The following is a 25,484-nucleotide window of genomic DNA, read 5'->3' on the forward strand; positions in this document are numbered from 1 at the left end:
AGATGAAAAAATGGCAAGCAACTGTATTGGTCTGCGCTAGTCTGGTCTGTCTATCAGCTTGTAAAAATCAGATGGAGAGCCAAGCTGATAAGCAAAATGGAGACAAAAATGCACAAGTTAGCTCTCAAATGGCAAAACAAGGGGAAGCAGTTCCAGACTTTGAGCTTATGGGAGTTGATGGTAAAACCTATCGCCTATCAGATTATAAAGGCAAAAAGGTCTATCTCAAATTTTGGGCATCTTGGTGCTCTATTTGTCTAGCCAGCCTCCCTGATACCGATGAGCTTGCAAAAGAAGCAAGTGATGACTATGTCATCTTGACAGTGGTTTCTCCTGGTCAAAAAGGAGAGCAAGCAGAAGAAGCCTTTAAAAAATGGTATCAGGGTTTGGACTATAAAGATTTACCAGTATTGCTAGACCCTTCGGGACAACTTTTAGCGAGTTACGGAGTTCGTTCTTATCCGACTCAGGCTTTTATTGATAAAGAAGGTAAACTCGTTAAGACCCAGCCAGGCTTTATGGACAAGGAAACTATTTTACAGACGTTAAAAAGCATAGATTAGAGGCTCATCATGAATGATAAATTAAAAATAATTGTATTCATAGGAATCATCATTTGCATTATTATTGGAATGTTATTCCTTTTGGAAAAAAGAAACGCTGTCTACACCGATACCTCTCAAATTGAGAAGGCAGCTGTTAGCCAAGGTCAAGGTGCTAAGAAAAGAACGGAGCCAGATAAAGAAGCTGACTTACATGATATCTATCTAGCGGGAGGCTGTTTCTGGGGAGTCGAAGAATATTTTTCTCGAGTGGCAGGTGTGACAGATGCTGTTTCTGGCTATGCGAATGGCAGAGGAGAAACAACCCAGTATGAATTGATCGGCCAAACCGGGCATGCTGAGACTGTTCATGTGACCTACGATGCCAATCAAATTTCTCTAAAAGAAATCTTGCTCCATTATTTCCGCATTATCAATCCAATCAGTAAGAATAAGCAGGGAAATGATGTGGGGACTCAGTACAGAACAGGAGTCTACTATACAGATGAGAAAGATTTAGAAGTCATCAATCAAGTCTTTGATCAAGTTGCTCAGAAGTACGACCAGCCTCTAGCGGTTGAAAAAGAAGTCTTAAGAAATTTTATCGTGGCTGAAGATTACCACCAAGACTATCTCCAGAAAAATCCTAATGGCTATTGCCATATCAATGTCAATCAAGCAGCCTATCCGGTCATTGATGCGAGTAAATATCCAAAACCGAGTGACGATGAATTGAAAAAACTCCTCTCTCCTGAGGAATATGCAGTGACTCAAAACAGTCAAACAGAACGGGCCTTTTCAAATCGTTACTGGGATAAATTTGAAGCAGGTCTTTATGTAGATGTAGCGACTGGAGAACCCCTCTTTTCTTCGAAAGATAAATTTGAATCGGGTTGTGGTTGGCCAAGTTTTACCCAGCCTATCAGTCCAGACGTTGCGACCTACAAGGAAGACAAGTCTTATAATATGGTCAGAACAGAAGTCAGAAGCCGAACTGGTGATTCCCATTTAGGACATGTCTTTACAGATGGACCTCAGGACAAGGGAGGGCTACGCTATTGTATCAATAGTCTATCCATCCGTTTTATTCCTAAGGATCAAATGGAAGAAAAGGGCTATGGCTATTTGTTGGATTATGTTGAGTGATCTTGATTTTATAAAAAAGAGTTTACTAAAAATGTTTTAATTCATAAGAAGTGTAGAATTTGGATTTTAGAAGCGGTTGGGCAATTTAATCGAACGTGTTGGGATTACTCCCGCAAATTTTTGATTTTGAAAACAAGTAAGGCGAAGGGCATCCGTTTTTCAATGATTGAAACTATCTACTAATAACTGGGTCGCTAGATAGGGGATATATTGGAGTATGTGCCAGACTAAAAATGTGGTTCAGCCAATGCTGATCCGCTTTTTTATTTAAAAAATATCAATTTATCTCGGAAATATTTTGTAAAAAAATCAACAAAATATTATAATAAGATTATGAAAACGGAACAAAGGAGATGTCTTTAAGGACAAGACCAAAGCTAATATGGAAGATAGAAAAAAGCTACAAAAATTTGCCATTCGCAAACTGAGCATGGGAGTGGGCTCGGTATTGATTGGACTTGCCTTCATTGGAGGAACACTTGAACCAAAACTAGTTCAGGCTGATGAGACCAAGCAAGTTTCCTTTCACTATTTAGCAGAATCGGAGTTGACAGCTGCTGAACGTGAACTCATTCACCATGAATTACCACAAGATCTGAGCCAAGAGAGCTATTATCTAGTCTATCGTAAGCAGGGACAAGCCGTCTTACCTCAAACAGGATCAGTCACCTTCCCCTTGGCTGGTCTTGGTCTTCTGACGGCTAGTTTGGTGGTTTTCCTATTTTCTAAGAAAAAACCTTCAAAGATAGTTGGAGTGTTATTGATTGCTTCGCTAGGTAAGAGCTTATTACTCCCTTATCAAGTATTTGCTTTTGAACACAAGGACTTGCTAGCTTATGATCAGACTCAAATCCTTGTGTCTGCAGATGGTTTATCTCAAGGGATTATTGACATTAAAGGCTATGACTATGTTGGCTATTTATTAGAGTCGGATTTAAGAGGAACAGGACAAGATCTAACATCTAGTGGAAATTCAGAAATTCCTGCAAAACCAGTAAATCAAGCAGCCATTCATGAAATTCCCGAATTTACAGGTGGTGTATCAGGCGAATCCTTAGTTGAGCCAACAAAACCAACATTTGAAGGTGGAGTCAATGGCCAAGGTACGGTAGCAGAAAGCTTACCAGAGTATACACCAGAATTTAGCAGTCAAAGTGGCATCCCAGAAGTCCATGACAAAGCAGACTTTACTGGCGGCGTATCGGGCGAATCTTTGGTTGAGCCCACAAAACCAACATTTGAAGGTGGGGTCAGTGGTCAAGGTACAGTAGCTGAATCCTTGCCAGAGTATACACCAGAATTTAGCAGTCAAAGTGGCGTCCCAGAAGTCCACACCAAACCCGACTTCACAAGCGGCGTATCTGGCGACTCCTTGGTTGAGTCAACAAAACCAACATTTGAAGGAGGCGTCAATGGCCAAGGAACAGTATCCGAAGCCTTACCAGATTATACACCAGAATTTAGCAGTCAAAGTGGCATCCCAGAAGTCCATGACAAACCCGACTTTACAGGTGGCGTATCAGGCGAATCCTTGGTTGAGTCAACAAAACCAACATTTGAGGGTGGTGTTAATGGCCAAGGAGCAGTAGCTGAAACCTTACAAGACTATGAAGGTGGTGCAGTTCCAGTTGAAACTTTGAAACAGGAAATCCCCGACTTTACAGGCGGAGTATCTGGCGGATCCTTGGTTGAGCCAACAAAACCAACATTTGAAGGAGGCGTCAATGGCCAAGGAGTAGTATCCGAAGCTTTACCAGAGTATAAACCAGAATTTAGCAGTCAAAGTGGCGTCCCAGAAGTCCACAACACACCAGACTTTACAGGCGGCGTATCAGGCGACTCCTTGGTTGAGTCAACTAAACCAACATTTGAAGGTGGCGTCAATGGCCAAGGTACGGTAGCAGAAAGCTTACCAGAGTACACACCGAACTCGAGTAGTCAAAGTGGCCTTCCAGAAGTTCACGCCAAACCCGACTTTACAGGTGGGGTATCAGGCGAATCCTTAGTTGAGCCACCAAAACCAACATTTGAGGGTGATGTTAATGGCCAAGGAGCAGTAGCTGAAACCTTACAAGACTATGAAGGTGGTGCAGTTCCAGTTGAAACTTTGAAACAGGAAATCCCAGACTTTACAGGTGGGGTATCAGGCGACTCCTTGGTTGAGTCAACTAAACCAACTTTTGAAGGAGGCGTCAATGGCCAAGGAACAGTATCCGAAGCCATACCAGAGTATACACCAGAATTTAGCAGTCAAAGTGGCATCCCAGAAGTCCATGACAAACCAGAATTCACAGGCGGTGTATCAGGCGAATCCTTAGTCGAGCCAACAAAACCAACATTTGAAGGAGGTGTCAATGGTCAAGGTACAGTAGCTGAAAGCCTACCAGATTATGAAGGAGGCGCAGTTCCAGTTGATACTCTGAAACAGGAACTCCCTAGCTATAGTGGTGGTGTGAATGCTACTGAAGCGCTAGTTTTAGATGCAAAACCGACTTTACATATTGAAGTCCGAAAAGAGTTGATTCCTAAACAAACTAGGGAAAAGATTGATCCAGACATGCTTGTCGGTGAAACAAGAATCGAGCAAGTCGGTCAAGATGGTGAGAAAGAGATTGTTACCAGCTATGAGGAAAAAGATGGGAAACGTATTTCAGAGCCGAAAGAAACAACACGGATTTTAACAGAAGCTAAAGATCAGGTTATCATCCGTGGCAGTAAGGAAAAAGAAGAAATTAAACCTGAACCTGTCCTAACTCTTTCAAATATTACTGGAAATTCGATGGGCCGTTCAGCTCGCTTAAGTTATAACTTGGACAAGGCAGATGGTGTTTCCGTTTCAAAAATTAGTGCCATTATTAAAGCCAAGGGGCTAGAGGATCAGACTCTTGACTTAACGAGTGATCAGCTGGAAGCAACAGTTGATAATCTAAAACTTTATACGGATTACACCATATCTACAAGGATGGTCTACAATCGTGGTAAGGGTGAGGAGAGCACTCTGCTTGAGGTCAAGAAGCTTCGTTTAGAGCTTAAAAAGCTAGAAATAAAAGATATTAAGGAAACAAGCCTTGTTAAGGTTGAAAATGGCAAAGAGTCTGTGATTCAGCACTTGACAGAAGTGCCAAGAAACTTGGAAGACTATTATCTCAAGATTAATTCAGAGGACCATAAGACCAGCCGTTTAGCCATCAAGTCAATCCAAACTGAGAGAATAGCTGGAAAAGAATATTATAAGGTGAATGCTGAAGCAACTGACTTGATTCAACGCGATGATCAGAAAAATTTTGAAGAAGGCTTTAGCTACTATCTGGCTAAGTCAAGTGCTGATTCTCCTACGATTGCTAATGTAAAAGAATACGCTTATCAGGATATTCAAGATTATGATAGTCGCCACGATCAAGCCTATCGCAACCTTGAAAAATTGCAACCGTTCTACAATAAAGAATGGATCGTTAATCAAGGGAACAAGCTGGATCTTGATCACAATCTAGCCAAGAAAGAGGTAATCTCTGTTATCGCCATGAAAGGGAAAGACTTTGTAACGGATCTTTCAGTGGCAGACCATATCATGGTTCATTATGCAGACAAGACCAAGGATGTATTTACGATTAGCGCTCAGAATTCTGGCTTGACTGCTGTTAAGGAGTATAAGATTGCTGACTTAGACGTGCTTTATACTCCAGATATGCTGGTTAAGGACCGTTCAGCCCTAGCCAAGGAGCTAACATCTATCCTGAAAACAGTGGACTTACAGTCTGAGGGAGTTTATCGAATCCTAGATGATCAAACCACTAGCCTTGATAAGAAGGTTGAGGCAGTGAAGAACTGGTATCTAGAAGAAAGCTTTGCAGAGGTCAAAGCACAGCTAGGAAACCTGGTTGATAAGTTGCTTACCAATCTAGACTATCAGTGGAATGATTCACCTGCTCGTACCGCTGCTCTGAAGAAAAAAGTTCAGGACAATCAATCAGCTATCATGCTGGGACTTGCTTATCTCAATCGTTATTACGGTATCCGATTTGCCGATTACAATCTGAAAGAACTCATGCTCTTTAGACCAGATTTTTATGGGCAAAACGTCGATGTCTTGGATCGATTGATTGAACTTGGTTCAAGAGAGAGTAATCTAAAAGGCGACCAGACTCATGAAACTTTTGCTAGAGTTCTAGCCAAGGATACAAAATCTGAAGATTTACATGCCTTCTTAGACTACAACAGACAGTTATTGACGACTGACAAGGATATGAATGACTGGTTTGTGAATGCCACCAAGGGCCATGTCTACATAGCAGAGCGAGCTTCGAAGAATCAAGAAATTGCAAATCGGAAGCATCGGGCTTATGACAATCTTAATAACTGGTTGCATCGAAATATGATTCTGCCTTTGTTGAATGTAAAGAAGGCACAGATGTTCCTGATTTCCAACTACAATACCATTACCTTCGGATCAGCTGATAAATCTGGCAAAACCATAGACCAGATGAAGGCTGACATTGATCTAGTAGCGGACCGCCAGTTGACTTACTTGGACTTCTGGTATCGACTAGCTGCTGATGATGTCAAAGACCGTATGGTTAAGAGTGACTTTAATGTAGCTACACCAGTTTGGGAAGGCTATCGCGTTGATGGACGTGGCTGGGTAGAGCGTTATGGACATACTAGTGGTATGGAAGACTACGCGCCAATTCGTGAGGTATTTGGACCAGCAGGTCGCTACTATAAAGACAATAAGCTAGGAGCTTATGCCTCTATCTATCCAAAGATAAATGCCAGAGATGCTGTTCACTTTGTGGAAATCGATATGATGAGTGAGTATGGCTTGTCTGTCTACACCCATGAGACAACTCACGTCAACGATCGCATTGTCTATCTGGGTGGCTACAAACATCGTGAAGGAACCTATGTAGAAGCCTATGCTCAGGGTATGCTCCAGTCACCGGCTGAGGAAGGTCATCAGGGTGAGTACGGCGCCCTCGGTATCAATATGGCTTACATGCGACCAAATGATGGGGATCAATGGTACAATCCAGATCCAACCAAGTTGCAAACACGCAAGCAGATTGACCACTACATGAAGGGGTATAATGAGGCCTTGATGCTTCTAGATTATTTGGAAGGGGAACGAGTCCTCGCTAAGAATGATCTCGCTTTAAAGAAGGCCTGGTTCAGCAAGATGACCAAGCAGATGCGCTATCAGGACCAGGATAATAAACTCGTTGCTCCAAACCAGTGGGACTATGTCCGTCCATTGACAGATGAGGAAGCCAAGACTCAGCTAAATTCTGTGGATGATTTAATCAAACATAACATCATCACCAACAGGCATTATCAGGGAACTTACCGACCAGAAGAACTCAAGACAGCTTATGTCAATGTCAAGATGGTAGATGCTATCTACGGCGGTAATACAAGTCAGGGAGCTCCTGGAGCCATCTCCTTCAAGCATAATGCCTTCCGTATGTGGGGTTATTATGGTTACGAAAATGGTTTCCTAGGCTATGCTTCTAATAAATACAAGGATGAGGCACTTAGCGAAGGGCATGACACCCTTGGGGATGATTTCATTATCCAGAAGGTTTCGAAAGGCAAGTTCCAGAACTTAGAAGAATGGAAGAAGGCCTGGTTTGACGCTATTATTACTAAGGCAAAACGAGGAATTCATAGTTTTGAAATTGATGGTCAGCAAATTGATTCTTATGAGAAATTGCAAGACTTGTTTGACAAAGCAGTAGAAACGGATTACCGAAACTTCAAGTACGGAGGCTCAGTTGCCAATTATACAGTAGCTCTGAAGAAAAAAGTCTTCCAAAAACTATTGCAGGTGACAGATGCCTTTTCATCCGAACTCTTTCCCAAAGGATAGATAACAGTCGGTGTGATAAAAGAGAATACTATGTTCAGATTTTCTTAGAAAGTGACATCTACTTTATCATTCTCAAAGAATAAATTGCCAGATTTCCTGTTGGGGTCTGGCTTTTATGGTATACTTAGGATATGCATAGAAAAACAGTGATTGATTTTAGGGCTTTGGGTGAGCGATACACCTTTACCCAGCCTATCAAAGAGTTAAAAACCAGAGATTTAGCAGAAGTAGCAGACTTGCTAGCACAGGTGGAAAGCTACCAAGAGCAAGGCTATTATGTGGTAGGTTATGTTAGCTATGAGGCTGCACCTGCTTTTGAGGAGAAGTTAGCAGTACACTCGGGTCCCTTGTTAGGAGAGTATCTCCTCTATTTCACTATTCATGATAGTGTAGAAAAAACCAGCATTCCCCTGACTTATGAGGACGTAGTTTTGCCATCAAACTGGCAGGAAGTAACATCTGCAGAGGACTATGAAAAAGCCATTGCCCATATTCACCATCATTTAAGACAAGGGGATACTTATCAGGTCAATTATACTGTCCAACTCATGCAGGAGTTATCTGCCAATCCTTTTGCTATCTACAATCGTATGGTGGTTGAGCAGGAAGCGGGATACAATGCTTACATAGAGCACGACGACATGGCAGTGATTTCCATGAGTCCAGAACTCTTTTTTGAGCAAAATGGTCGTGAATTGACGACTCGTCCTATGAAGGGGACAACTCGACGTGGTCTGACGGATGATGAAGACTTGAAAGAGGCAGTTTGGTTGGAACAAGATCCCAAAAATCGCTCAGAAAACATGATGATAGTAGACCTCTTGCGCAATGATATGAACCGTCTGTCTGAGGTAGGTAGTGAGCATGTGGAACGTTTATGTCAGGTGGAACAGTATTCAACGGTTTGGCAGATGACTTCGACCATCAAGAGTCAGTTACGACCGGATGTTGACCTAGTTGAAATTTTCCGATCGCTCTTTCCATGTGGTTCCATCACAGGAGCTCCCAAGATAGCGACTATGGAAATTATCAAGAACCTCGAGCCCCAACCAAGAGGAGTTTACTGTGGAACTGTTGGACTCTTACTTCCCAATGGACGAAGGATTTTCAATGTGGCTATTCGAACCATTCAGCTTCATAAAGGGCAAGCAATCTATGGAGTTGGTGGTGGCATCACTTGGGATAGTACTTGGGAAGCAGAATACTGTGAAGTCCAGCAAAAGGCTGCTGTTCTTTACCGAAAACAGCCTCGTTTTCAACTGATTACGACAGGGAAAATTAGCCAGAAAACTTTGCTCTTTAAAAATCAACATCTAGAAAGATTGCAAAAGGCTAGTCGTTACTTTACCTTTCCTTTTGATGCAGAAGACTTGAGACAAAAGATAGAGGAAGAGTGTCAAGCTTGTGACCTTCACCAAGACTATCGTTTGCGAATCAGTCTCAGCAAATCAGGAGAGATTGAAATCGAACGACAAGTATTGACACCGCTTAGCCCTAGCTTCTGTCAGGCTAAACTTTGTCTGCAAGAAGCTGATTTGCAGCGGGCCTTTACCTACTTTAAGACGACACACCGACCGCATTTGACAATGGGAGAGCAGGAAATCATCTATTACACTGCTGATGGAAAACTGCTAGAAACCTCTATTGGGAATCTGGTCTTAAAATTGGATGGCAAGCTCTATACACCTCCTAGTCAGCTAGGTCTTTTACCAGGGATTTATCGTCAACACTTGCTTGAAAATGGGCAAGTAGAAGAGAAGGTCTTAACTTTATCAGATTTGAAAGAAGCAGAAGTTATTTATGCCTGCAATGCGGTTAGGGGCTTGTATGAATTGTCAGTAAAGGAGAACTAATTGAAACTCATATTTTTACACGGTTTGGGACAGTCAGCAGATAGTTGGAAAGAAGTTCAGGATTTGCTGGCAGATTATCCCTCTGAAGCACTGGACTTGTTTCCTTCAGGAGTTGGGACCTACCAAGAAGCTAAGGAGCGCATTTATCAGCGCTTAACAGTGGAAACAGAACCTTTTGTCCTAATCGGTTTGTCCTTAGGGGCTGCCCTTGCATTGGAGCTTTCAAGTTATGATATACCAAATCTTCAGGCCTTGGTTTTGTCAGGTTGCCCACTGAAACTAGCAGGTAACATTCCTTTTTACATTCAGTTGCTGATATTTAAACTACTCCCAAAAAGGATATTTGAGAAACAGGGAGCAGATAAAGCTCTTATGGTTGGAGTTTCTGAGGAATTAAAAACACTTGATTTAAGAGAGAGTGCACGGAATTGTCCCTATCCAAGCTTGTTAATTTGTGGTAGTCAGGATAAGCCTAATCTCAGTTCAATGAGAGCTATTCAAGAACTGATGCCAAATTCCCAGTTCCAGATTATCCCTGACGGCCCTCATGTTTTGAATAGGGCAAAACCAAAAGAGTTTGCAGAAATAACTAGAAGTTTTCTTGAATTGCAGAAACAAGTTTGATAAAATAATATTGAGATTGATATTATAATTTTAGGAGAAAATCATGAACAAACGTCGTTTATTAAAACTAGGCCTAGCTTCTTTACCTGCTCTAGCTTTGTTTTTACATCCAGTTGTGGCAGATGAAAGTATCCATTTTTCAAGCTGTAAGGAAGCTTGGGAGAATGGTTATGCAGATATTCATAAGGGAGAACCAGGGTATTCTGCTACTCTAGATAAGGATCATGATGGGATTGCCTGTGAATCGAAGAATGCGCCTAAGGGAGTTTTAAAAGAGAAAAAGACGAGTACATCTCCAGCGAACAACAATGTAGCACCAAATAGTGCAACACCAAATAGTGCAGTACCTGCTCCTAGTGCAGAAGCTGTAAGTGGATGGGTTCGTCAAAATGGATCTTGGTACTATTTTTCTGAAAATGGAAATCCAGTAACAAATACTTGGCAGGGGGCTTACTACCTCAAATCAGATGGTAAGATGGCTCAGAGTGAATGGCTTTATGATTCTTACTACAAAGCCTGGTATTACCTCAAATCAGATGGATCTTATGCCCGCAATACTTGGCAGGGTGCTTATTACCTCAAATCAGATGGTAAAATGGCTCAGGGTGAATGGATTTATGATTCTTACTACAAAGCCTGGTATTACCTCAAATCAGATGGATCTTATGCCCGCAATACTTGGCAGGGTGCTTATTACCTCAAATCAGATGGTAAAATGGCTCAGGGTGAATGGATTTATGATTCTTACTACAAAGCCTGGTATTACCTCAAATCAGATGGATCTTATGCCCGCAATACTTGGCAAGGAAGTTATTATCTCAAATCAGATGGTAAGATGGCTCAGAGTGAATGGGTCTATGACTCTTCTTACCAATCTTGGTACTACTTAAAATCAGATGGGTCTTATGCCCGTAATGCATGGCAAGGAAATTACTATTTGAAATCGGATGGTAAAATGGCTAAGAATGAGCGAGTTGATGGTGGACGCTATTATGTAGATGCTTCTGGTTTGTGGAAACCATAGAATAGAAAAAAGTTTGGAAAAGTAATGCAAACCTTTGCACTGAATGGCAGATTTTGTTATACTAGTACTGTAAGCATTTTCAATTAAGGATAAGGAGAAGACGATGAGTCAAAAGATTATTGGGATTGACCTTGGTGGAACTTCTATCAAGTTCGCTATTTTAACGCAAGAAGGAGAAATCCAAGAAAAATGGTCTATCAAGACTAACATTTTGGATGAAGGAAGCCATATCGTGGACGATATGATTGAAACTATTCAACACCGTTTGGGATTGCTTGGATTGTCTGCTGAAGATTTCCGTGGAATTGGTATGGGGTCACCTGGTGTAGTTGACCGTGAAAAAGGAACTGTTATCGGTGCCTACAACTTGAACTGGAAAACTCTTCAACCAATCAAAGAAAAAATGGAAAAAGCCTTGGGGATTCCATTCTTCATCGACAATGACGCCAACGTGGCAGCTCTTGGTGAGCGCTGGATGGGTGCTGGTGACAACCAACCAGATGTTGTCTTTATGACACTTGGTACAGGTGTTGGTGGCGGTATCGTGGCAGAAGGAAAACTGCTTCACGGTGTTGCTGGTGCTGCAGGTGAACTTGGACATATCACAGTTGACTTTGATCAACCAATCGCATGTACGTGTGGTAAAAAAGGCTGTCTTGAGACAGTAGCCTCAGCAACAGGTATTGTCAACTTGACCCGTCGTTATGCAGATGAATACGAAGGCGATGCAGAGTTGAAACGCTTGATTGATGACGGAGAAGAAGTAACAGCTAAAACTGTCTTTGACCTTGCGAAAGAAGGGGACGACCTTGCTTTGATCGTTTACCGTAACTTCTCACGTTACTTGGGTATTGCATGTGCTAACATTGGTTCAATCCTAAACCCATCAACAATCGTTATCGGTGGTGGTGTGTCGGCTGCAGGAGAATTCCTTCTCCAAGGTGTACAAAAGGTTTATGATGAAAATACCTTCCCACAAGTTCGCACAACAACTAAATTAGCTCTTGCAACTCTAGGAAATGATGCTGGAGTGATTGGTGCTGCATCACTTGTATTGCAATAAATAAACATAAAAAGGAGAAAATTGCTTTCTGTAAGCGAGTGATTTTCCTCCTTTCTTTTTTTATGCTATACTAGTTAAGACAATAATTGAGGTGAGAGTAAATGACAAAAGCGGATAAGATTTTTAAAGAAAATATCGAGCGAATCCTGAATGAGGGTGTGTTTTCTGAGCAAGCTCGTCCCAAGTACAAGGATGGAACAGTGGCTAACTCCAAGTACATCACAGGTGCTTTTGCGGAGTACGATTTGTCTAAGGGTGAATTTCCAATCACGACCTTGCGCCCCATCGCAATCAAATCAGCCATCAAGGAAGTACTTTGGATCTACCAAGACCAGACCAATAGTCTAGAAGTTCTCAATGATAAGTACAATGTTCACTACTGGAATGACTGGGAAGTGGGAGATACAGGGACTATTGGGGAACGTTATGGGGCTGTTGTTAAGAAACACGATATCATTAACAAGATTCTCAAACAGTTAGAAGCCAATCCTTGGAACCGTCGCAATATCATCTCACTTTGGGATTATCAGGCCTTTGAGGAGACAGATGGTCTTCTTCCATGTGCCTTCCAGACCATGTTTGATGTCCGTCGAGTAGATGGGGAAATTTATCTGGATGCGACTTTGACCCAGCGTTCTAACGATATGCTGGTAGCTCACCATATCAATGCCATGCAGTACGTGGCTCTTCAGATGATGATTGCCAAACATTTTGGATGGAAGGTTGGGAAATTCTTCTACTTTATCAATAACCTTCACATTTATGACAATCAATTTGAACAAGCTCAGGAATTGCTTCGTCGTGAACCTTCAAACTGCCAACCACGTCTGGTCTTGAATGTACCAGACAAGACTAACTTCTTTGATATTAAAGCAGAGGATTTTGAGCTGGTTGATTATGATCCAGTCAAGCCACAGTTGAAGTTTGACTTGGCAATTTAATACTCTCTGAAAATCTCTTCAAACCATGCTAGATTCCTAGATTACTATTTGGTTTTTATTGAGTATAAAAGAATAGAAAAAAAGAAGTTGAGAAAAAATCTCAACTTCTTTTGTTGCTTAGTGTGATACGCGACGACGTGCTGCTTTCTTACGATTTTCTTCGATGAAAGCTGCTTTTTGTTCTTCTGGTTCGATCACTTTCTTTTTAACTGCGTATACTGCACCTGCAACTGCAGCGACAGTTCCTGCAATACCTGTTACAAGACCTTTAGCGAATCCTTTAGCCATGAGTATTCCTCCTTTAACTTATAAATCAGCCCGCTACCTCAAGAGGTCGCATTTTTCTGACTGACCTTTTTGTGATATAATAATAGTAACGAAAAAATGGGAATTTTTCAAGGAAAAAAGATGAAAACAAAAATAATTGTGATTGTTGGACCGACTGCAGTTGGAAAAACAGCCCTAGCCATTGAAGTTGCAAAGCGTTTTAATGGTGAAGTTGTTAGTGGTGATAGCCAACAAGTCTATCGAGGACTAGATATTGGGACGGCCAAGGCTAGTCCAGAGGAGCAGGCGGCTGTTCCTCATCATTTAATCGATGTTAGAGAGGTAACCGAGTCTTACTCGGCTTTTGATTTTGTTTCAGAAGCTAAGGTAGCTATTGAGGATATTCACAGTCGTGGCAAGCTAGCCATTATCGCTGGTGGAACTGGGCTTTATATCCAGAGTTTACTTGAAGGATACCATCTAGGTGGGGAGACTCCTCATGAGGAGATTTTAGCTTATCGATCTAGTTTAGAGCCATATTCAGATGAGGAATTAGCCCATCTTGTGAAGCAAGCAGGCCTTGAGATTCCTCAGTTTAATCGTCGTCGTGCTATGCGTGCCTTGGAAATTGCCCATTTTGGTCAGGATTTGGAAAATCAAGAGACCTTGTATGAACCTTTGATTATCTGCTTGGATGATGAACGTAGTCAGCTTTATGAACGGATTAATCACCGTGTAGATTTGATGTTTGAAGCGGGACTTCTAGACGAAGCCAAGTGGTTGTTTGACCATTATCCAGATGTTCAAGCTGCTAAAGGGATTGGCTATAAGGAACTATTTCCCTATTTTCGAGGTGAGCAGAGCCTGAAAGAAGCTAGTGACAGCCTAAAACAGGCGACACGTCGTTTTGCCAAGCGTCAGCTAACCTGGTTCCGAAACCGCATGCAGGTGACCTTTTATCAGATAGGAGAATCTGGTGTACAAGATCGTATTTTAAACCAGATTGAGGAGTTTTTAAATGATTGAAACGGAGAAAAAAGAGGAGCGAGTCCTGCTGATTGGTGTGGAATTACAGGGCATGGACAATTTTGACCTCTCTATGGAAGAATTGGCTAGTCTGGCTAAGACAGCTGGGGCAGTCGTTGTAGATAGCTACAGGCAAAAACGGGAAAAGTATGACTCCAAGACTTTCGTCGGTTCTGGTAAGTTGGAAGAGATTGCGCGGATGGTGGATACAGAAGAAATTACCACTGTCATTGTCAACAACCGTCTGACACCACGGCAAAATGTCAATCTAGAGGAAGTTCTGGGTGTTAAAGTTATTGACCGTATGCAGTTGATTCTGGATATCTTTGCCATGAGAGCACGTAGCCATGAAGGAAAACTCCAAGTGCATTTGGCCCAGCTTAAGTACCTCTTACCTCGCTTGGTTGGTCAGGGGATTATGCTCAGCCGTCAGGCTGGGGGAATTGGTTCCCGTGGACCTGGTGAAAGCCAGCTGGAACTGAACCGTCGTAGTGTTCGTAATCAAATTACAGATATCGAGCGTCAGCTCAAAGTCGTTGAGAAAAATCGAGCGACAGTTCGAGAAAAACGTTTGGAGTCAAGTACCTTTAAGATTGGTTTGATTGGCTACACCAATGCTGGAAAGTCAACTATCATGAACACCTTGACTAGCAAGACCCAGTATGAGGCAGATGAGCTCTTTGCAACTCTGGATGCGACAACTAAAAGCATTCATCTGGGGGGCAATCTTCAGGTTACCTTGACTGACACCGTTGGGTTTATTCAAGATTTGCCGACAGAGTTAGTGTCTAGTTTTAAGTCGACCTTGGAAGAAAGCAAGCATGTAGACCTTCTGGTTCATGTTATCGATGCCAGCAATCCTTATCACGAGGAACATGAAAAAACGGTTCTGTCTATCATGAAAGATTTGGATATGGAGGATATTCCTCGCCTGACCCTTTATAATAAAGCGGATTTGGTGGAAGATTTCACGCCTACTCAAACGCCCTATGCATTGATTTCTGCCAAGTCTAAAGATAGTCGAGAACAGTTACAAGCTTTATTGCTAGATAAGATCAAGGAAATTTTTGAACCCTTTACTTTGCGCGTGCCTTTTTCTAAGTCTTACAAGATTCATGATTTAGAAAGTGTTGCGATTCTTGAAGAACGTGACTACCAAGATGATGGCGAAGTCATCAGAGGCTACATTGCTGAGAAAAACAAATGGAGATTAGAAGAATTTTATGACTGATATCAAATCATTAGCTCTCAAGTATGGTGGCTATACAAGTCTAGACAAGGTTTATCTGGATCAGCTTTTAGCTGGTAGGTCTGAAGAGGAGCAACTAGCTCTCATTACACCTCCACCTAGCGTGGTTAATGCCTACTTTGCTGAACTCTACCAGAAAAAAAATCCTCAAGCTGCGACAGATTATTTTGCAGAATTGACTCAGGAGCTAAACCTTTATAATACTGAACCAAGTTTCACGGAAGAAAGCAAACCCTTTATCCGCCTCAATCTATCAGGCAAGTCTTTTGGATTTTGCTACGAGAAAGAAGGTCTTGGACGTATTTTCTCAGAGGCTGAGGAAGCAATCACAGCTGACTTGCTTTTTGAAATTGCGCAAATTTTCCCCCATCAACTCGTCTTTGAAGAGTCTGGAAAGATTTACATGAAGGCTGTCGGAGATGAAGAAGTTGTTAGTGTGGAAAGTCTCACAGCCTTGACAGACTTGGAAAGTTTGGCAGATGGTCGCACACGTCTCAAAGGTTATAGTCAAGAGGATTTACTGCAAGAAGCTGTTGCTTTTTCTGGCAAGCGCTATTTCCGATCGGAAAACCGCACAGCCATGTTATATATTGATTAATTAGAAAGTATCAAATGGATATTCAATTTTTAGGAACGGGGGCTGGTCAGCCCTCTAAAGCCCGCAACGTTTCAAGTCTCGCTCTGAAACTCTTGGACGAGATTAACGAAGTTTGGCTCTTTGACTGTGGAGAGGGAACGCAAAATCGCATTCTGGAAACCACAATTCGACCACGGAAGGTTAGCAAAATCTTTATCACCCACTTGCACGGAGACCATATCTTTGGCTTGCCAGGTTTTCTTTCAAGTCGTGCCTTTCAAGCTAATGAAGAGCAGACAGATTTGGAAATCTATGGTCCCCAAGGCATTAAATCTTTTGTCTTAACTAGTCTACGTGTGTCTGGATCACGTTTGCCCTACAAGATTCATTTCCATGAATTTGACCAAGATTCTCTTGGGAAAATCCTTGAAACGGATAAGTTTACCGTTTATGCAGAAGAGTTGGATCACACTATTTTCTGCGTTGGTTATCGTATTATGCAAAAGGACCTAGAAGGAACCTTGGATGCTGAAAAGCTCAAGGCTGCTGGTGTCCCATTTGGCCCGCTCTTTGGAAAAATCAAAAACGGGCAAGATGTTGTTCTAGAAGATGGCACCGAAATCAAAGCCGCAGACTATATTTCAGCACCGCGACCTGGTAAGATTATCACCATTTTGGGAGATACTCGAAAAACAGATGCCAGTGTGCGTCTGGCCGTCAATGCCGATGTCCTTGTCCATGAGTCGACTTATGGCAAGGGAGACGAAAAGATTGCTCGTAATCACGGTCACTCAACCAATATGCAGGCTGCTCAGGTAGCGGCAGAAGCAGGAGCCAAACGACTCTTGCTCAACCATATCAGTGCACGCTTCCTTTCAAAAGACATTAGCCAGCTTAAGAAAGATGCTGCAACGATTTTTGAAAACGTCCATGTGGTTAAAGACCTAGAAGAAGTAGAAATCTAGGAGACTGAGAAATGAAAAGTATGCGGACTATTCTCATAACAGGAGCTAGCGGAGGTCTAGCCCAAGAAATGGTCAAACTCTTGCCCAATGATCAATTGATTTTACTGGGTAGAAATAGAGAAAAATTAGCTCAACTATACGGAAATCATCCACAGGCTGAATTGGTTGAGATTGATATTACCGATGCTCAAGCCCTAGAAGGTCTAGTATCTGAACTCTACCAGCGCTATGGAAAGATTGATGTTTTGATTAATAATGCTGGCTACGGGATTTTTGAAGATTTTGACAAGATCTCTGATCAAGATATTCATCAGATGTTTGAGGTTAACACCTTTGCTTTAATGAATCTGTCTCGGTTGGTTGCAGCTCGTATGAAGAAGATCCGAAAAGGCCATATCATCAATATCGTTAGTATGGCTGGTTTGATAGCAACTGGCAAGTCCAGTCTTTACTCAGCGACCAAGTTTGCAGCTATTGGTTTTTCAAATGCTTTGCGCCTCGAACTCATGCCCTATGGTGTCTATGTGACAACGGTTAATCCAGGTCCGATTCGTACAACCTTTTTCGACCAGGCTGATCCGGATGGAACCTACCTTAAATCGGTTGACCGTTTCCTACTCGAGCCAGATGCAGTAGCTAGAAAGATTGTCAAAACCATAGGAAAAAACAAGCGGGAACTCAATCTTCCAATCCTGCTCAATCTAGCACACAAGTTTTACACCCTCTTTCCTAAGCTAGCAGATAAGTTAGCTGGGGAAACCTTTAATTATAAGTGAGAAAGCTGTTCCCTTGAGGAATGGCTTTTTTCTATAACTTTGGGCAACTATTCATCAAAAATAATCCCTAAAAATACTGGTAGTTTATCTCTATTTGATAGTTTTGGAGTATAATTGAGATAAGAAAGCAGATTAAAGACAGAATAAACTCCGAGTCTAACATAACTAAAAGTATATCTATAGTAGAAGATTATGAAGTCAAGATAGAAGGAGCAGGTCATGGAATTTATAGTAGCTGAGGAAGGAATTCCTCAAAATATCGGATGTCAGGGAGCCTTGATTGCTTATTATGGCAGTGAGATAGAATTTCATTATGAGACCGTACCGCCGCACGGTGATGAGATTTTTTCTGCCAAGTTGCCTTTGTTAGAACTTGAACTGCCCTTTTGGATCTATGGGAGAAATCTCATATTTTTAGACGCTTACTACCTTTTAGCTGAAACTGTTAAGATAGGAACGTGGAATCCGATAACCAGTATACTCATCAACATTCATATGGGGAAATACGCCAGCCTAGACCACTGGTACAATAATATATCTATTGAGCAAGACGGTCTTGAGTTGAAAAATGATTATGATGGACAAGCCCTGATTTTGAAAACTGTTGACAATCTTCATTGGCTTGCCCTAGATGATGTATCAGAAGAAAGGAACTAAAGATGGCAAAGAAAAGAGTTACCTTACCCAAGGACTTCAATGAACTACTAACTGACGGCAATATTGACCAATTAAAGGCCGTGTATGACAAGTGTGAGCTAACTGCCCATAACGGGAGATATAGTTTAAGTACGGCTCTGCATTTTGGTGGGGTTCCTGATGAGCTGGTTTTTTGGCTTGTCGAACAGGGCTTGGATATCAATATTCCTGATTATTATGGTGCAACTCCTTTGTACCGTCAGGCAACCATGGGAAGAGAGACTGTAAAACTCTTGCTTGAATTGGGGGCAGATATTGAAAAAAGTAATACTTATGGAAATACACCTTTGCACATGGCAGCTGAGTTTTTTCATCCTAAGACAGTTGCGCTTCTCTTAGAAAAGGGGGCAAAGGTCAACCCTAAGAACGATAGGGGACAGACTCCCCTAGACTCCGTTCTCATTGTCTGTCGGGGAATCTATATTGCCCAAACAGCTGAAATCGCCTCTATGCTACTGGATGCTGGTGCTAAGAAAACGCCTGCTATGAAAGAAAAGGTCGAAAATATTGGTAAGGATTTTGAATTTCATAGAGAAGGGATCAATCCTGACTATCTAGAAGCAGCAGATAAAGGTTTAGCCAAACTTTATCGTTTGTTTGATGTCAAGTCAGTAGCCAAACGAATAACCCATGATGGCAGTGCACCAATCTTGGTCAAGGAAGGAACTTGGGAGGAGCAATATGAGGAACTATGGTCTTTCTTGATTCCTTCAAGTGGAGCAGCCAAAACTGTTCAGGGAGAAGTTATTCGTATACCAGGTCGAGTTCGAGATGAACTAGATCGCAATGGTGGGGTCAACTGGGACAGGGACTATAGAAAAATGCTTCAAGCTCTCCCTCAATACTTGTCTATAGGAATCCCCCTTTCAGATCAAGAATTAGAAGAGACTAAAGAGCTTATTGCTCAAGTTCATGGGAAAGATTTTGATGACGAGCCTCGCCTAGACCGTCTGTGTCAGCTAGCTATTGCTTGGATTAAGCAAAATCCTGAACCCCTTTCCCTAGAAAAAACAAGTTATAATCGTTAAAAAGCATTGGAAGATAGATAAAACAAAGAAATCATGGTGAAATGATGCAACTAATTGACAAAGTTAAAAAAATAGAAACTTATATTTGTGAGTATTTTGAAGACTGGGATTTGGATGATCCTGCGAAAGAGGAATACCTGGCTGATTATCAGAAAATTTCTGGTGCTTCCGAGAAAGAGCTTCAAGCCTTTGAGGAAAGACTTGGTATTCGTCTACCTAGTGACTTCAAAGCGCTTTATAGCTACAAAAATGGGAGTAAATACTTCTCTATTTTACCTTGTGTGATTGACCAGAGAGACCTGCCTTTTTCTCTCATGAGTTTGCAAAAAATGGAAAGTTGTAAAAAATACTTTCAAAATAGGGATGCTCTATTGACGGATTTTCCCGACTATTTTTCTAGTCAAGACCTGGAAAATATGCGTGATAGTAGAATAAAGCCCTATCTTTTTAATAAAAAATGGATTCCTTTTGCTCAGTATTGTGACTCTTGTTATCTTATGCTGGATTTTGATCCAGACCGAGAGGGTCAGGAAGGGCAGATTATTTGCTACATCCATGATCCTGATGAAATTATCTATGTAGCAGAAAGTCTTACGGAGTTGATTGAAGGGATAGTGGATGAGATCATATGAACGGCCAAATGTATCAGATAGCCTGTATCGTGGCAGCCGCGAGGAAGGCTTTAAAAAGTGGTAAAGAAATATGCTATAAGCCTGAAAAATATACAAATAAGTTGAGCTTTCAAATTTTGCCGTCAGAAAATGGAGAAGCCACAGAACTTTCTGTATCTGATTGGTTTGAAAACCTTAAGGAAAAAGGTTTGAAGGACTTAAAATTATTTTGTCCTATTTCAGTTGAAGACAGAGGGATTTAAGGATTTTCCAATACAACACAGAGTGCAATTCTCTGTTTTTATAAAGATGGGAAGGCAAGTTATTTCCTACCAAATTGGAAATCTGCTTCCCCAGGCAGAGGCTGGGATGTCACCTACACCGAGTATGAATGGGAAAGGTCTTCTCAAGACATTCCCCACTATGAAAATAATATGGAAGACTTTAAGGACGTATTGGCTCGTATAGAAGATCTAGCAATTAAAATTGAATGTGACAACTTTGCCAAAGTCTTTCACTCTGCCAGAGACCATCTACTTGATCTTGATGCTACTAAGGTGCTAGAGGAGCCTCAAATTCCGCCACAAAATCAAAATATATTTAGAGCCGCAAGTGCAGCGGATGTTTTTGGAGGAATGGGCTCCTGGAATGATGAACCTGGATGGCTGGCACAAGATAAGGGACTGGGTCAAGTATACGATGAACTTTCGGATCAGTTGCTAAGAAATATTCGATTAGCTATTCTATTTGCCATCAATGAATGGTGATTGTTTATATTCTTCAAAAATCAAATTCAAACCACGTCAGCTTCGCCTTGCCGTAATCGAGTACAGCCTTTGGCTAGCTTCCTAGTTTGCTCTTTGATTTTCATTGAGTATTAGGAGGAAGAAAATGGGGAAGTTAAAGTTAAGCCTATTGAATAAATGGGAACTAGACAAGGACTACAATAGTGTTCTCAATTCTGTCATGTTACAGGATGGCAGAGCCTTTGTCTTGACAAGTGAGAAGGAAGCTTTCAATCGCTACTGTCTGCTTGAAGTATCGCCTTTGGGTGTAAAGGAGATAGATGCTTGGGATTGTGACCATGTTTGGGAGGAAGAGCCTCTACTCTTTACAGATGGACAAAATATTGGCATCATCAAGGCTGGAAAGGAAATGATCTATTATACTGGTGATTTTTCTCATCCAGAAATCATTGCCATAAAGGATCCGCAAAGTATACTTCCTAAAAAGGCACAAGAGAGATATTTTCAAATAGTATCAGATAGCGACCAGATACCTGTGTGTTTTGAAGAGCAAGTTTATACAAATCAGGCAAGAAACTTTGCCTTTTTAGAATTTGATAGAGAGAAAAAGCAGGCGAAGTGGACCACTTATTCGCATATTGATAAAAAAGATTTAAACCACCACGACAGGAGCTCAGATGCTTGTCCTAAAATCGATAGTCTGAAATGGTGGCAGCAAGACCTCTATGCCTTTACCTCTGGAGAAAGTCAAACCTCTGTCAATAAATGGGGCATGGACTATTATGCCCTAGTTAAAATCTCTAGTGATGGTCGTATTATCGAAAAGTTATTAGAATCTGAACATTTAAAGGCTTTAGGCAAAAAAGCTGGTGTCAATGGAATTTTTACGTATTCGCCTTATCTTATCCTGAGCCCCCTATTTAAAAATGATGACTGGAAGGGCAAGCAAAAGCTATTTTCTCTGGCAACAAGAGAATGGTGCGATATAGCCTTGCCTAGAGGAATGAGTAAACATAAGGTTCAAAATATGACAGACAACTTTTGTTTAACCTTCCTGTACGACAGAGGATTAAAAGAACTTGCCCTTTGTCAGATTGACTAGGCTGTGAGGCTGAGTTTGGGAGCTTTTTATTGATAGGTGCTGAAATTTCTTGATTAGTCTACAGTATCTAATTTGAGCTGTTTTCTTGTGAAATTTTACCAAGTATTGCAAATCGAATTTTAAAATAGTATACTAGAACTAGCAATTATGAAAACGTTTGTACTTTTGCTGATGATGATTATTTAGGAGACAAAATATGGAATTAACAGCCATTTATCATAGACCAGAATCAGAGTATGCTTATCTGTATAAAGAAGATCAGCTACATATCCGAATTAGAACCAAGAAAAATGACATTCAGCAGGTCATCTTGCACTATGGAGATCCCTTTATTTTTATTGAGGATAAGTATGAAGCCAAGAAAGAAATGACTAAAGCAACCTCAGATGCCTTATTTGATTATTGGCAGGTTACGGTATCGGTTAATTTTGCACGGATTCAGTATCTCTTTGAACTTCTTGATACAGAAGGCCAGGGTGTCTACTATGGAGATAAGGGATGTGTGGAATATACTCAAGAAAACTTGGATGCTGATGGAAATGGCTTTAAACTTCCTTACATTCACGAAATCGATGGTTGCCAGGTTCCAAGTTGGGTTTCAAATACTGTTTGGTATCAGATTTTTCCAGAACGCTTTGCTAATGGAAATCCTAATTTGATTCCTGATGGAGCTCGAGCGTGGGATGCAGAGATTTCTCCTGAAAGGGATGATTTTTTTGGTGGAGATTTGCAAGGGATTATCGACCATCTGGACTATCTCAAAGGCCTAGGAATCACTGGGCTCTATCTCTGTCCGATTTTTGAAGCTACAACCAATCACAAGTACGATACGACGGATTATTTTGAAATTGACCGTCACTTTGGAGACAAGGAAATCTTTCGTAATCTAGTAGAGGAAGCCCATAAACGGGGCATCAAAATCATGTTAGATGCAGTGTTTAATCATATCGGAGATCAGTCAGCCCAATGGCAGGATGTTCTAAGGAATGGAGAAAATTCCCCTTATAAAGATTGGTTCCATATTCAAGAATTTCCAGTTACTGAGGATAAACTTAAGAATCCAAGAGAATTGCCATACCATACCTTTGCTTTTGCCAGCTATATGCCTAAGTTAAATACAGCTAACCCTGAAGTCAAAGACTATCTTTTGAGGGTTGCAACCTACTGGATTGAAAATTTTGATATCGATGCTTGGCGTTTGGACGTTGCCAATGAAATTGACCACCAGTTCTGGAGAGATTTCAGAAAGGCAGTTCTTGCTAAAAAGCCTGATTTGTACATCTTAGGTGAAATCTGGCATACCTCACAACCTTGGCTACAAGGAGACGAGTTCCATGCTGTTATGAACTATCCACTCTCTGAAAGTATCAAGGATTATTTCTTGCGTCAGCATAAAAAGACGGGGCAATTTATTTCAGAAATCAATAGCCAGTCTATGTACTACAAGCAACAAATTGCTGAAGTTATGTTTAACCTTTTAGATTCTCATGATACAGAGCGTATCCTCACAACTGCAAAAGGAAATGTGCAGCATGTCAAGGCTGCTCTCGCCTTCCTCTATCTTCAAAAAGGGACCCCTTGTATCTATTACGGAACAGAGCTGGCACTTAAAGGGGGACCAGACCCTGATTGCCGTCGTGTCATGCCTTGGGACCGTGTTTCTGAGGACAATGATATGCTGGATTTTATGAAGAAATTAATCCAAGTCCGTAAGGAAGTGGCAAGTATTATTCAACATGGAACCTATAAGCTAGAAGAAGTGAAACCTCATGTTCTAGCATTAACGTGGAACTATGAAGGGAAAGAAGTTCAAGCCATCTTTAACCAGTCTCCTGAGAAATATACTTTAGACAGAGATTCAGTTGATTTAGCGAGTCATTGTCAGGTTAAGGAGGGACAACAAATCATCTTACCAGATGGATTTGTAGTTTATTTAGATTCGATTTAAACCGGTTTTTAACTCCAACACATGCTTGTTTTAAACTAGAAAGGAAAGACCGATGGAAAAACTTCAAGTTTCCGAAGAATGGTTGCAAAAATACCAAGAAATCAAGCATATTTTGACCTCGTCTGTCAATTATGCAGCATGTTTTGAGACGAAAGAAATAGACGGCAAGGAAGTCTTTGTCCTAGATATGGGGGAAGTGACCTTCCCAAGTGGAGAAATATTAGTTAGGGATCCCTTGGTCTGGCTCCGTAGGAATGAAAAACCCTATCTAGAGACAGTTCCCAAAGGAACATTTCCACTCAAAACCTTAGTAGTCAAGATCGAAGAAGATCATTATCGGTATGTTGCAACAAGAGTTCAATTTACAGATAAGCTTCCAGTTGTCTACTATGAAGCCTTAATTGGCAATGAAAACCTGGATTCGGTTGAAGAAGATTCTTATTTTGGGTTTTCAGTCGATGCAGGCTTGGCAACTATTGTGGATGTTGAGACTAAAAATGCCTACTGTGATTTTGAAGAAAAATGGTATCAAGAAAATCCTGAAAAAAACATCTATGATGATTTCTTTGCGGAAATTTTTGCTCAAAATGCCATAGAATATCCCCTATATCAACGAGAAGGCGGTGATTGGATTAACTTTAAAATACCAGATACAGACCTGACTATTCCAATGATTCAGTCTGGTTTTGGAGATGGAAATTATCCTGTTTACTTTGGCTATGACAAGGATCATCAACTCTGTGATGTGGTTATTGAGTATATCTACGTAGGATAAGGAGTTGGATAATGTCACTCAAGGAAGTTTATGAGTATTTTCGTCACTATGATAAGGAAACTTATCAGGTTGTCGCCTGCATGGGCAATGAACCATCGGAAGAAGATGTCCAGAATTTTGAAATTCAATACGGCATTCGTCTGCCAGAAGATTTCAGGGAATTCACCATGTCAGCTCTGGGAGGTCTCTTTATGGAAGTCAGGGAAGAGCTATGGCCAAGAGCCAAGGCTTACGATGTAGCACCATTTTGGACCTTCTGTCGAGGTATTAAGGTCTTGGGAATTGCAAATGGCATCCCAGACTTCTTAGACATTCGTCTTAAAACCAAGGAATTACATGCTCTGGGCCTTGTGGATTATATTCCATTTCTGTCTATCGTCGGGGATGGAGATGTGATTTTTTGCTTTGATAAGGACAATCATATTGTAGCTCTAGATTGGTATAATAGTGGCGAAACTGAAGAGCTTGAATGTGATTTTTCAGGACTTTTACTCCAGCAAATTGCCGAGCTAGAAGAGCGTAAAAATGAGATGGTCAAGCTTTTGGAAAAGGGGAAATCTAGTCAATAATCTATAAGGAAATATCAGTTTGATAGTCCGTAAAAGAGGTTGGGACAAAAGAGCCCGACCTCATTTTTTATTAGCAATCAAACTTTGACGCGG

General features: G+C 41.2%; 23 protein-coding genes. 22 read left to right on the top strand and 1 reads right to left on the bottom strand.

Features of this window, described 5'->3' with window-relative positions; translation table 11 throughout:
* Nucleotides 1–2: 2 nt before the first annotated feature.
* From ADH90_RS03495 to ADH90_RS03530, 8 genes are all read left to right on the top strand, one after another.
* The gene (locus tag ADH90_RS03495) at nucleotides 3–563 is read left to right on the top strand and encodes a redoxin family protein (protein ID WP_049529985.1); all 561 of its coding nucleotides are present in this window, start codon (nucleotides 3–5) and stop codon (nucleotides 561–563) included.
* 9 nt (nucleotides 564–572) lie between these two features.
* A complete protein-coding gene (gene msrB / locus ADH90_RS03500) occupies nucleotides 573–1,688 on the top strand; it encodes a peptide-methionine (R)-S-oxide reductase MsrB (RefSeq protein ID WP_049529986.1) in 1,116 nt (371 codons plus the stop codon).
* A gap of 382 nt (nucleotides 1,689–2,070) precedes the next feature.
* A complete protein-coding gene (locus tag ADH90_RS03505; RefSeq protein WP_049529987.1) occupies nucleotides 2,071–7,551 on the top strand; it encodes an SIALI-17 repeat-containing surface protein in 5,481 nt (1,826 codons plus the stop codon).
* 131 nt (nucleotides 7,552–7,682) lie between these two features.
* Entirely contained in the window at nucleotides 7,683–9,404 is a 1,722-nt protein-coding gene (pabB, locus tag ADH90_RS03510) for an aminodeoxychorismate synthase component I (protein ID WP_049529988.1), read from the top strand.
* Nucleotides 9,405–10,028: an alpha/beta fold hydrolase gene (locus ADH90_RS03515; RefSeq protein ID WP_049529989.1), complete on the top strand. Its 624-nt coding sequence runs from the start codon at nucleotides 9,405–9,407 to the stop codon at nucleotides 10,026–10,028.
* A 43-nt stretch (nucleotides 10,029–10,071) separates the two neighbouring features.
* A complete protein-coding gene (locus tag ADH90_RS03520) occupies nucleotides 10,072–11,052 on the top strand; it encodes an excalibur calcium-binding domain-containing protein (RefSeq protein WP_065427196.1) in 981 nt (326 codons plus the stop codon).
* A 103-nt stretch (nucleotides 11,053–11,155) separates the two neighbouring features.
* Complete coding sequence (locus ADH90_RS03525) at nucleotides 11,156–12,115, top strand: ROK family glucokinase (RefSeq protein ID WP_000078556.1); 960 nt, start codon at nucleotides 11,156–11,158, stop codon at nucleotides 12,113–12,115.
* Nucleotides 12,116–12,216: 101 nt separating this feature from the next.
* Nucleotides 12,217–13,056: a thymidylate synthase gene (locus ADH90_RS03530; protein ID WP_016466624.1), complete on the top strand. Its 840-nt coding sequence runs from the start codon at nucleotides 12,217–12,219 to the stop codon at nucleotides 13,054–13,056.
* Nucleotides 13,057–13,173: 117 nt separating this feature from the next.
* On the opposite strand, the gene ADH90_RS03535 is transcribed toward ADH90_RS03530, so the two are convergent.
* Entirely contained in the window at nucleotides 13,174–13,344 is a 171-nt protein-coding gene (locus tag ADH90_RS03535) for a DUF3042 family protein (protein WP_001051776.1), read from the bottom strand.
* 120 nt (nucleotides 13,345–13,464) lie between these two features.
* Here ADH90_RS03535 and miaA point away from each other — a divergent pair, with 120 nt between their 5' ends.
* From miaA to ADH90_RS03600, 14 genes are all read left to right on the top strand, one after another.
* Nucleotides 13,465–14,349, top strand: coding sequence for a tRNA (adenosine(37)-N6)-dimethylallyltransferase MiaA (miaA, locus tag ADH90_RS03540; RefSeq protein ID WP_049529990.1), 885 nt, complete (start codon nucleotides 13,465–13,467; stop codon nucleotides 14,347–14,349).
* Nucleotides 14,342–15,580, top strand: a complete 1,239-nt coding sequence (gene hflX, locus ADH90_RS03545; protein ID WP_049529991.1) for a GTPase HflX — start codon at nucleotides 14,342–14,344, stop codon at nucleotides 15,578–15,580. The genes miaA and hflX overlap by 8 nt, the downstream gene beginning before the upstream one ends.
* Complete coding sequence (locus ADH90_RS03550) at nucleotides 15,573–16,196, top strand: cystathionine beta-lyase (RefSeq protein WP_049529992.1); 624 nt, start codon at nucleotides 15,573–15,575, stop codon at nucleotides 16,194–16,196. The genes hflX and ADH90_RS03550 overlap by 8 nt, the downstream gene beginning before the upstream one ends.
* Before the next feature lie 14 nt (nucleotides 16,197–16,210).
* Nucleotides 16,211–17,140 carry a ribonuclease Z gene (gene rnz, locus ADH90_RS03555; protein WP_049529993.1) on the top strand — a complete coding sequence of 310 codons (930 nt, stop codon included), beginning with the start codon at nucleotides 16,211–16,213 and terminating at the stop codon, nucleotides 17,138–17,140.
* A gap of 20 nt (nucleotides 17,141–17,160) precedes the next feature.
* The gene (locus tag ADH90_RS03560) at nucleotides 17,161–17,916 is read left to right on the top strand and encodes an SDR family NAD(P)-dependent oxidoreductase (protein ID WP_049530005.1); all 756 of its coding nucleotides are present in this window, start codon (nucleotides 17,161–17,163) and stop codon (nucleotides 17,914–17,916) included.
* A gap of 219 nt (nucleotides 17,917–18,135) precedes the next feature.
* The gene (locus tag ADH90_RS03565; RefSeq protein ID WP_049529994.1) at nucleotides 18,136–18,573 is read left to right on the top strand and encodes a hypothetical protein; all 438 of its coding nucleotides are present in this window, start codon (nucleotides 18,136–18,138) and stop codon (nucleotides 18,571–18,573) included.
* A 2-nt stretch (nucleotides 18,574–18,575) separates the two neighbouring features.
* Complete coding sequence (locus ADH90_RS03570) at nucleotides 18,576–19,640, top strand: ankyrin repeat domain-containing protein (RefSeq protein ID WP_049529995.1); 1,065 nt, start codon at nucleotides 18,576–18,578, stop codon at nucleotides 19,638–19,640.
* 44 nt (nucleotides 19,641–19,684) lie between these two features.
* Nucleotides 19,685–20,272, top strand: a complete 588-nt coding sequence (locus ADH90_RS03575; protein WP_049529996.1) for an SMI1/KNR4 family protein — start codon at nucleotides 19,685–19,687, stop codon at nucleotides 20,270–20,272.
* Nucleotides 20,269–20,514, top strand: coding sequence for a hypothetical protein (locus tag ADH90_RS11550; RefSeq protein WP_239681980.1), 246 nt, complete (start codon nucleotides 20,269–20,271; stop codon nucleotides 20,512–20,514). Before ADH90_RS03575 ends, ADH90_RS11550 begins: the two co-directional genes overlap by 4 nt.
* Before the next feature lie 171 nt (nucleotides 20,515–20,685).
* Complete coding sequence (locus ADH90_RS11555) at nucleotides 20,686–21,018, top strand: hypothetical protein (RefSeq protein ID WP_239681981.1); 333 nt, start codon at nucleotides 20,686–20,688, stop codon at nucleotides 21,016–21,018.
* A gap of 124 nt (nucleotides 21,019–21,142) precedes the next feature.
* Entirely contained in the window at nucleotides 21,143–22,099 is a 957-nt protein-coding gene (locus ADH90_RS03585) for a hypothetical protein (RefSeq protein ID WP_049529997.1), read from the top strand.
* Between the two features lie 196 nt (nucleotides 22,100–22,295).
* On the top strand, nucleotides 22,296–24,047 hold the full coding sequence (locus ADH90_RS03590) for a glycoside hydrolase family 13 protein (protein WP_049529998.1): 1,752 nt from the start codon (nucleotides 22,296–22,298) through the stop codon (nucleotides 24,045–24,047).
* 52 nt (nucleotides 24,048–24,099) lie between these two features.
* Entirely contained in the window at nucleotides 24,100–24,822 is a 723-nt protein-coding gene (locus ADH90_RS03595; RefSeq protein ID WP_049529999.1) for a DUF4241 domain-containing protein, read from the top strand.
* A gap of 11 nt (nucleotides 24,823–24,833) precedes the next feature.
* On the top strand, nucleotides 24,834–25,391 hold the full coding sequence (locus tag ADH90_RS03600) for an SMI1/KNR4 family protein (protein ID WP_049530000.1): 558 nt from the start codon (nucleotides 24,834–24,836) through the stop codon (nucleotides 25,389–25,391).
* Nucleotides 25,392–25,484: the final 93 nt, after the last annotated feature.

This window comes from Streptococcus pseudopneumoniae (assembly GCF_001073085.1).
Classification (GTDB): Bacteria; Bacillota; Bacilli; order Lactobacillales; family Streptococcaceae; genus Streptococcus; species Streptococcus pseudopneumoniae_M.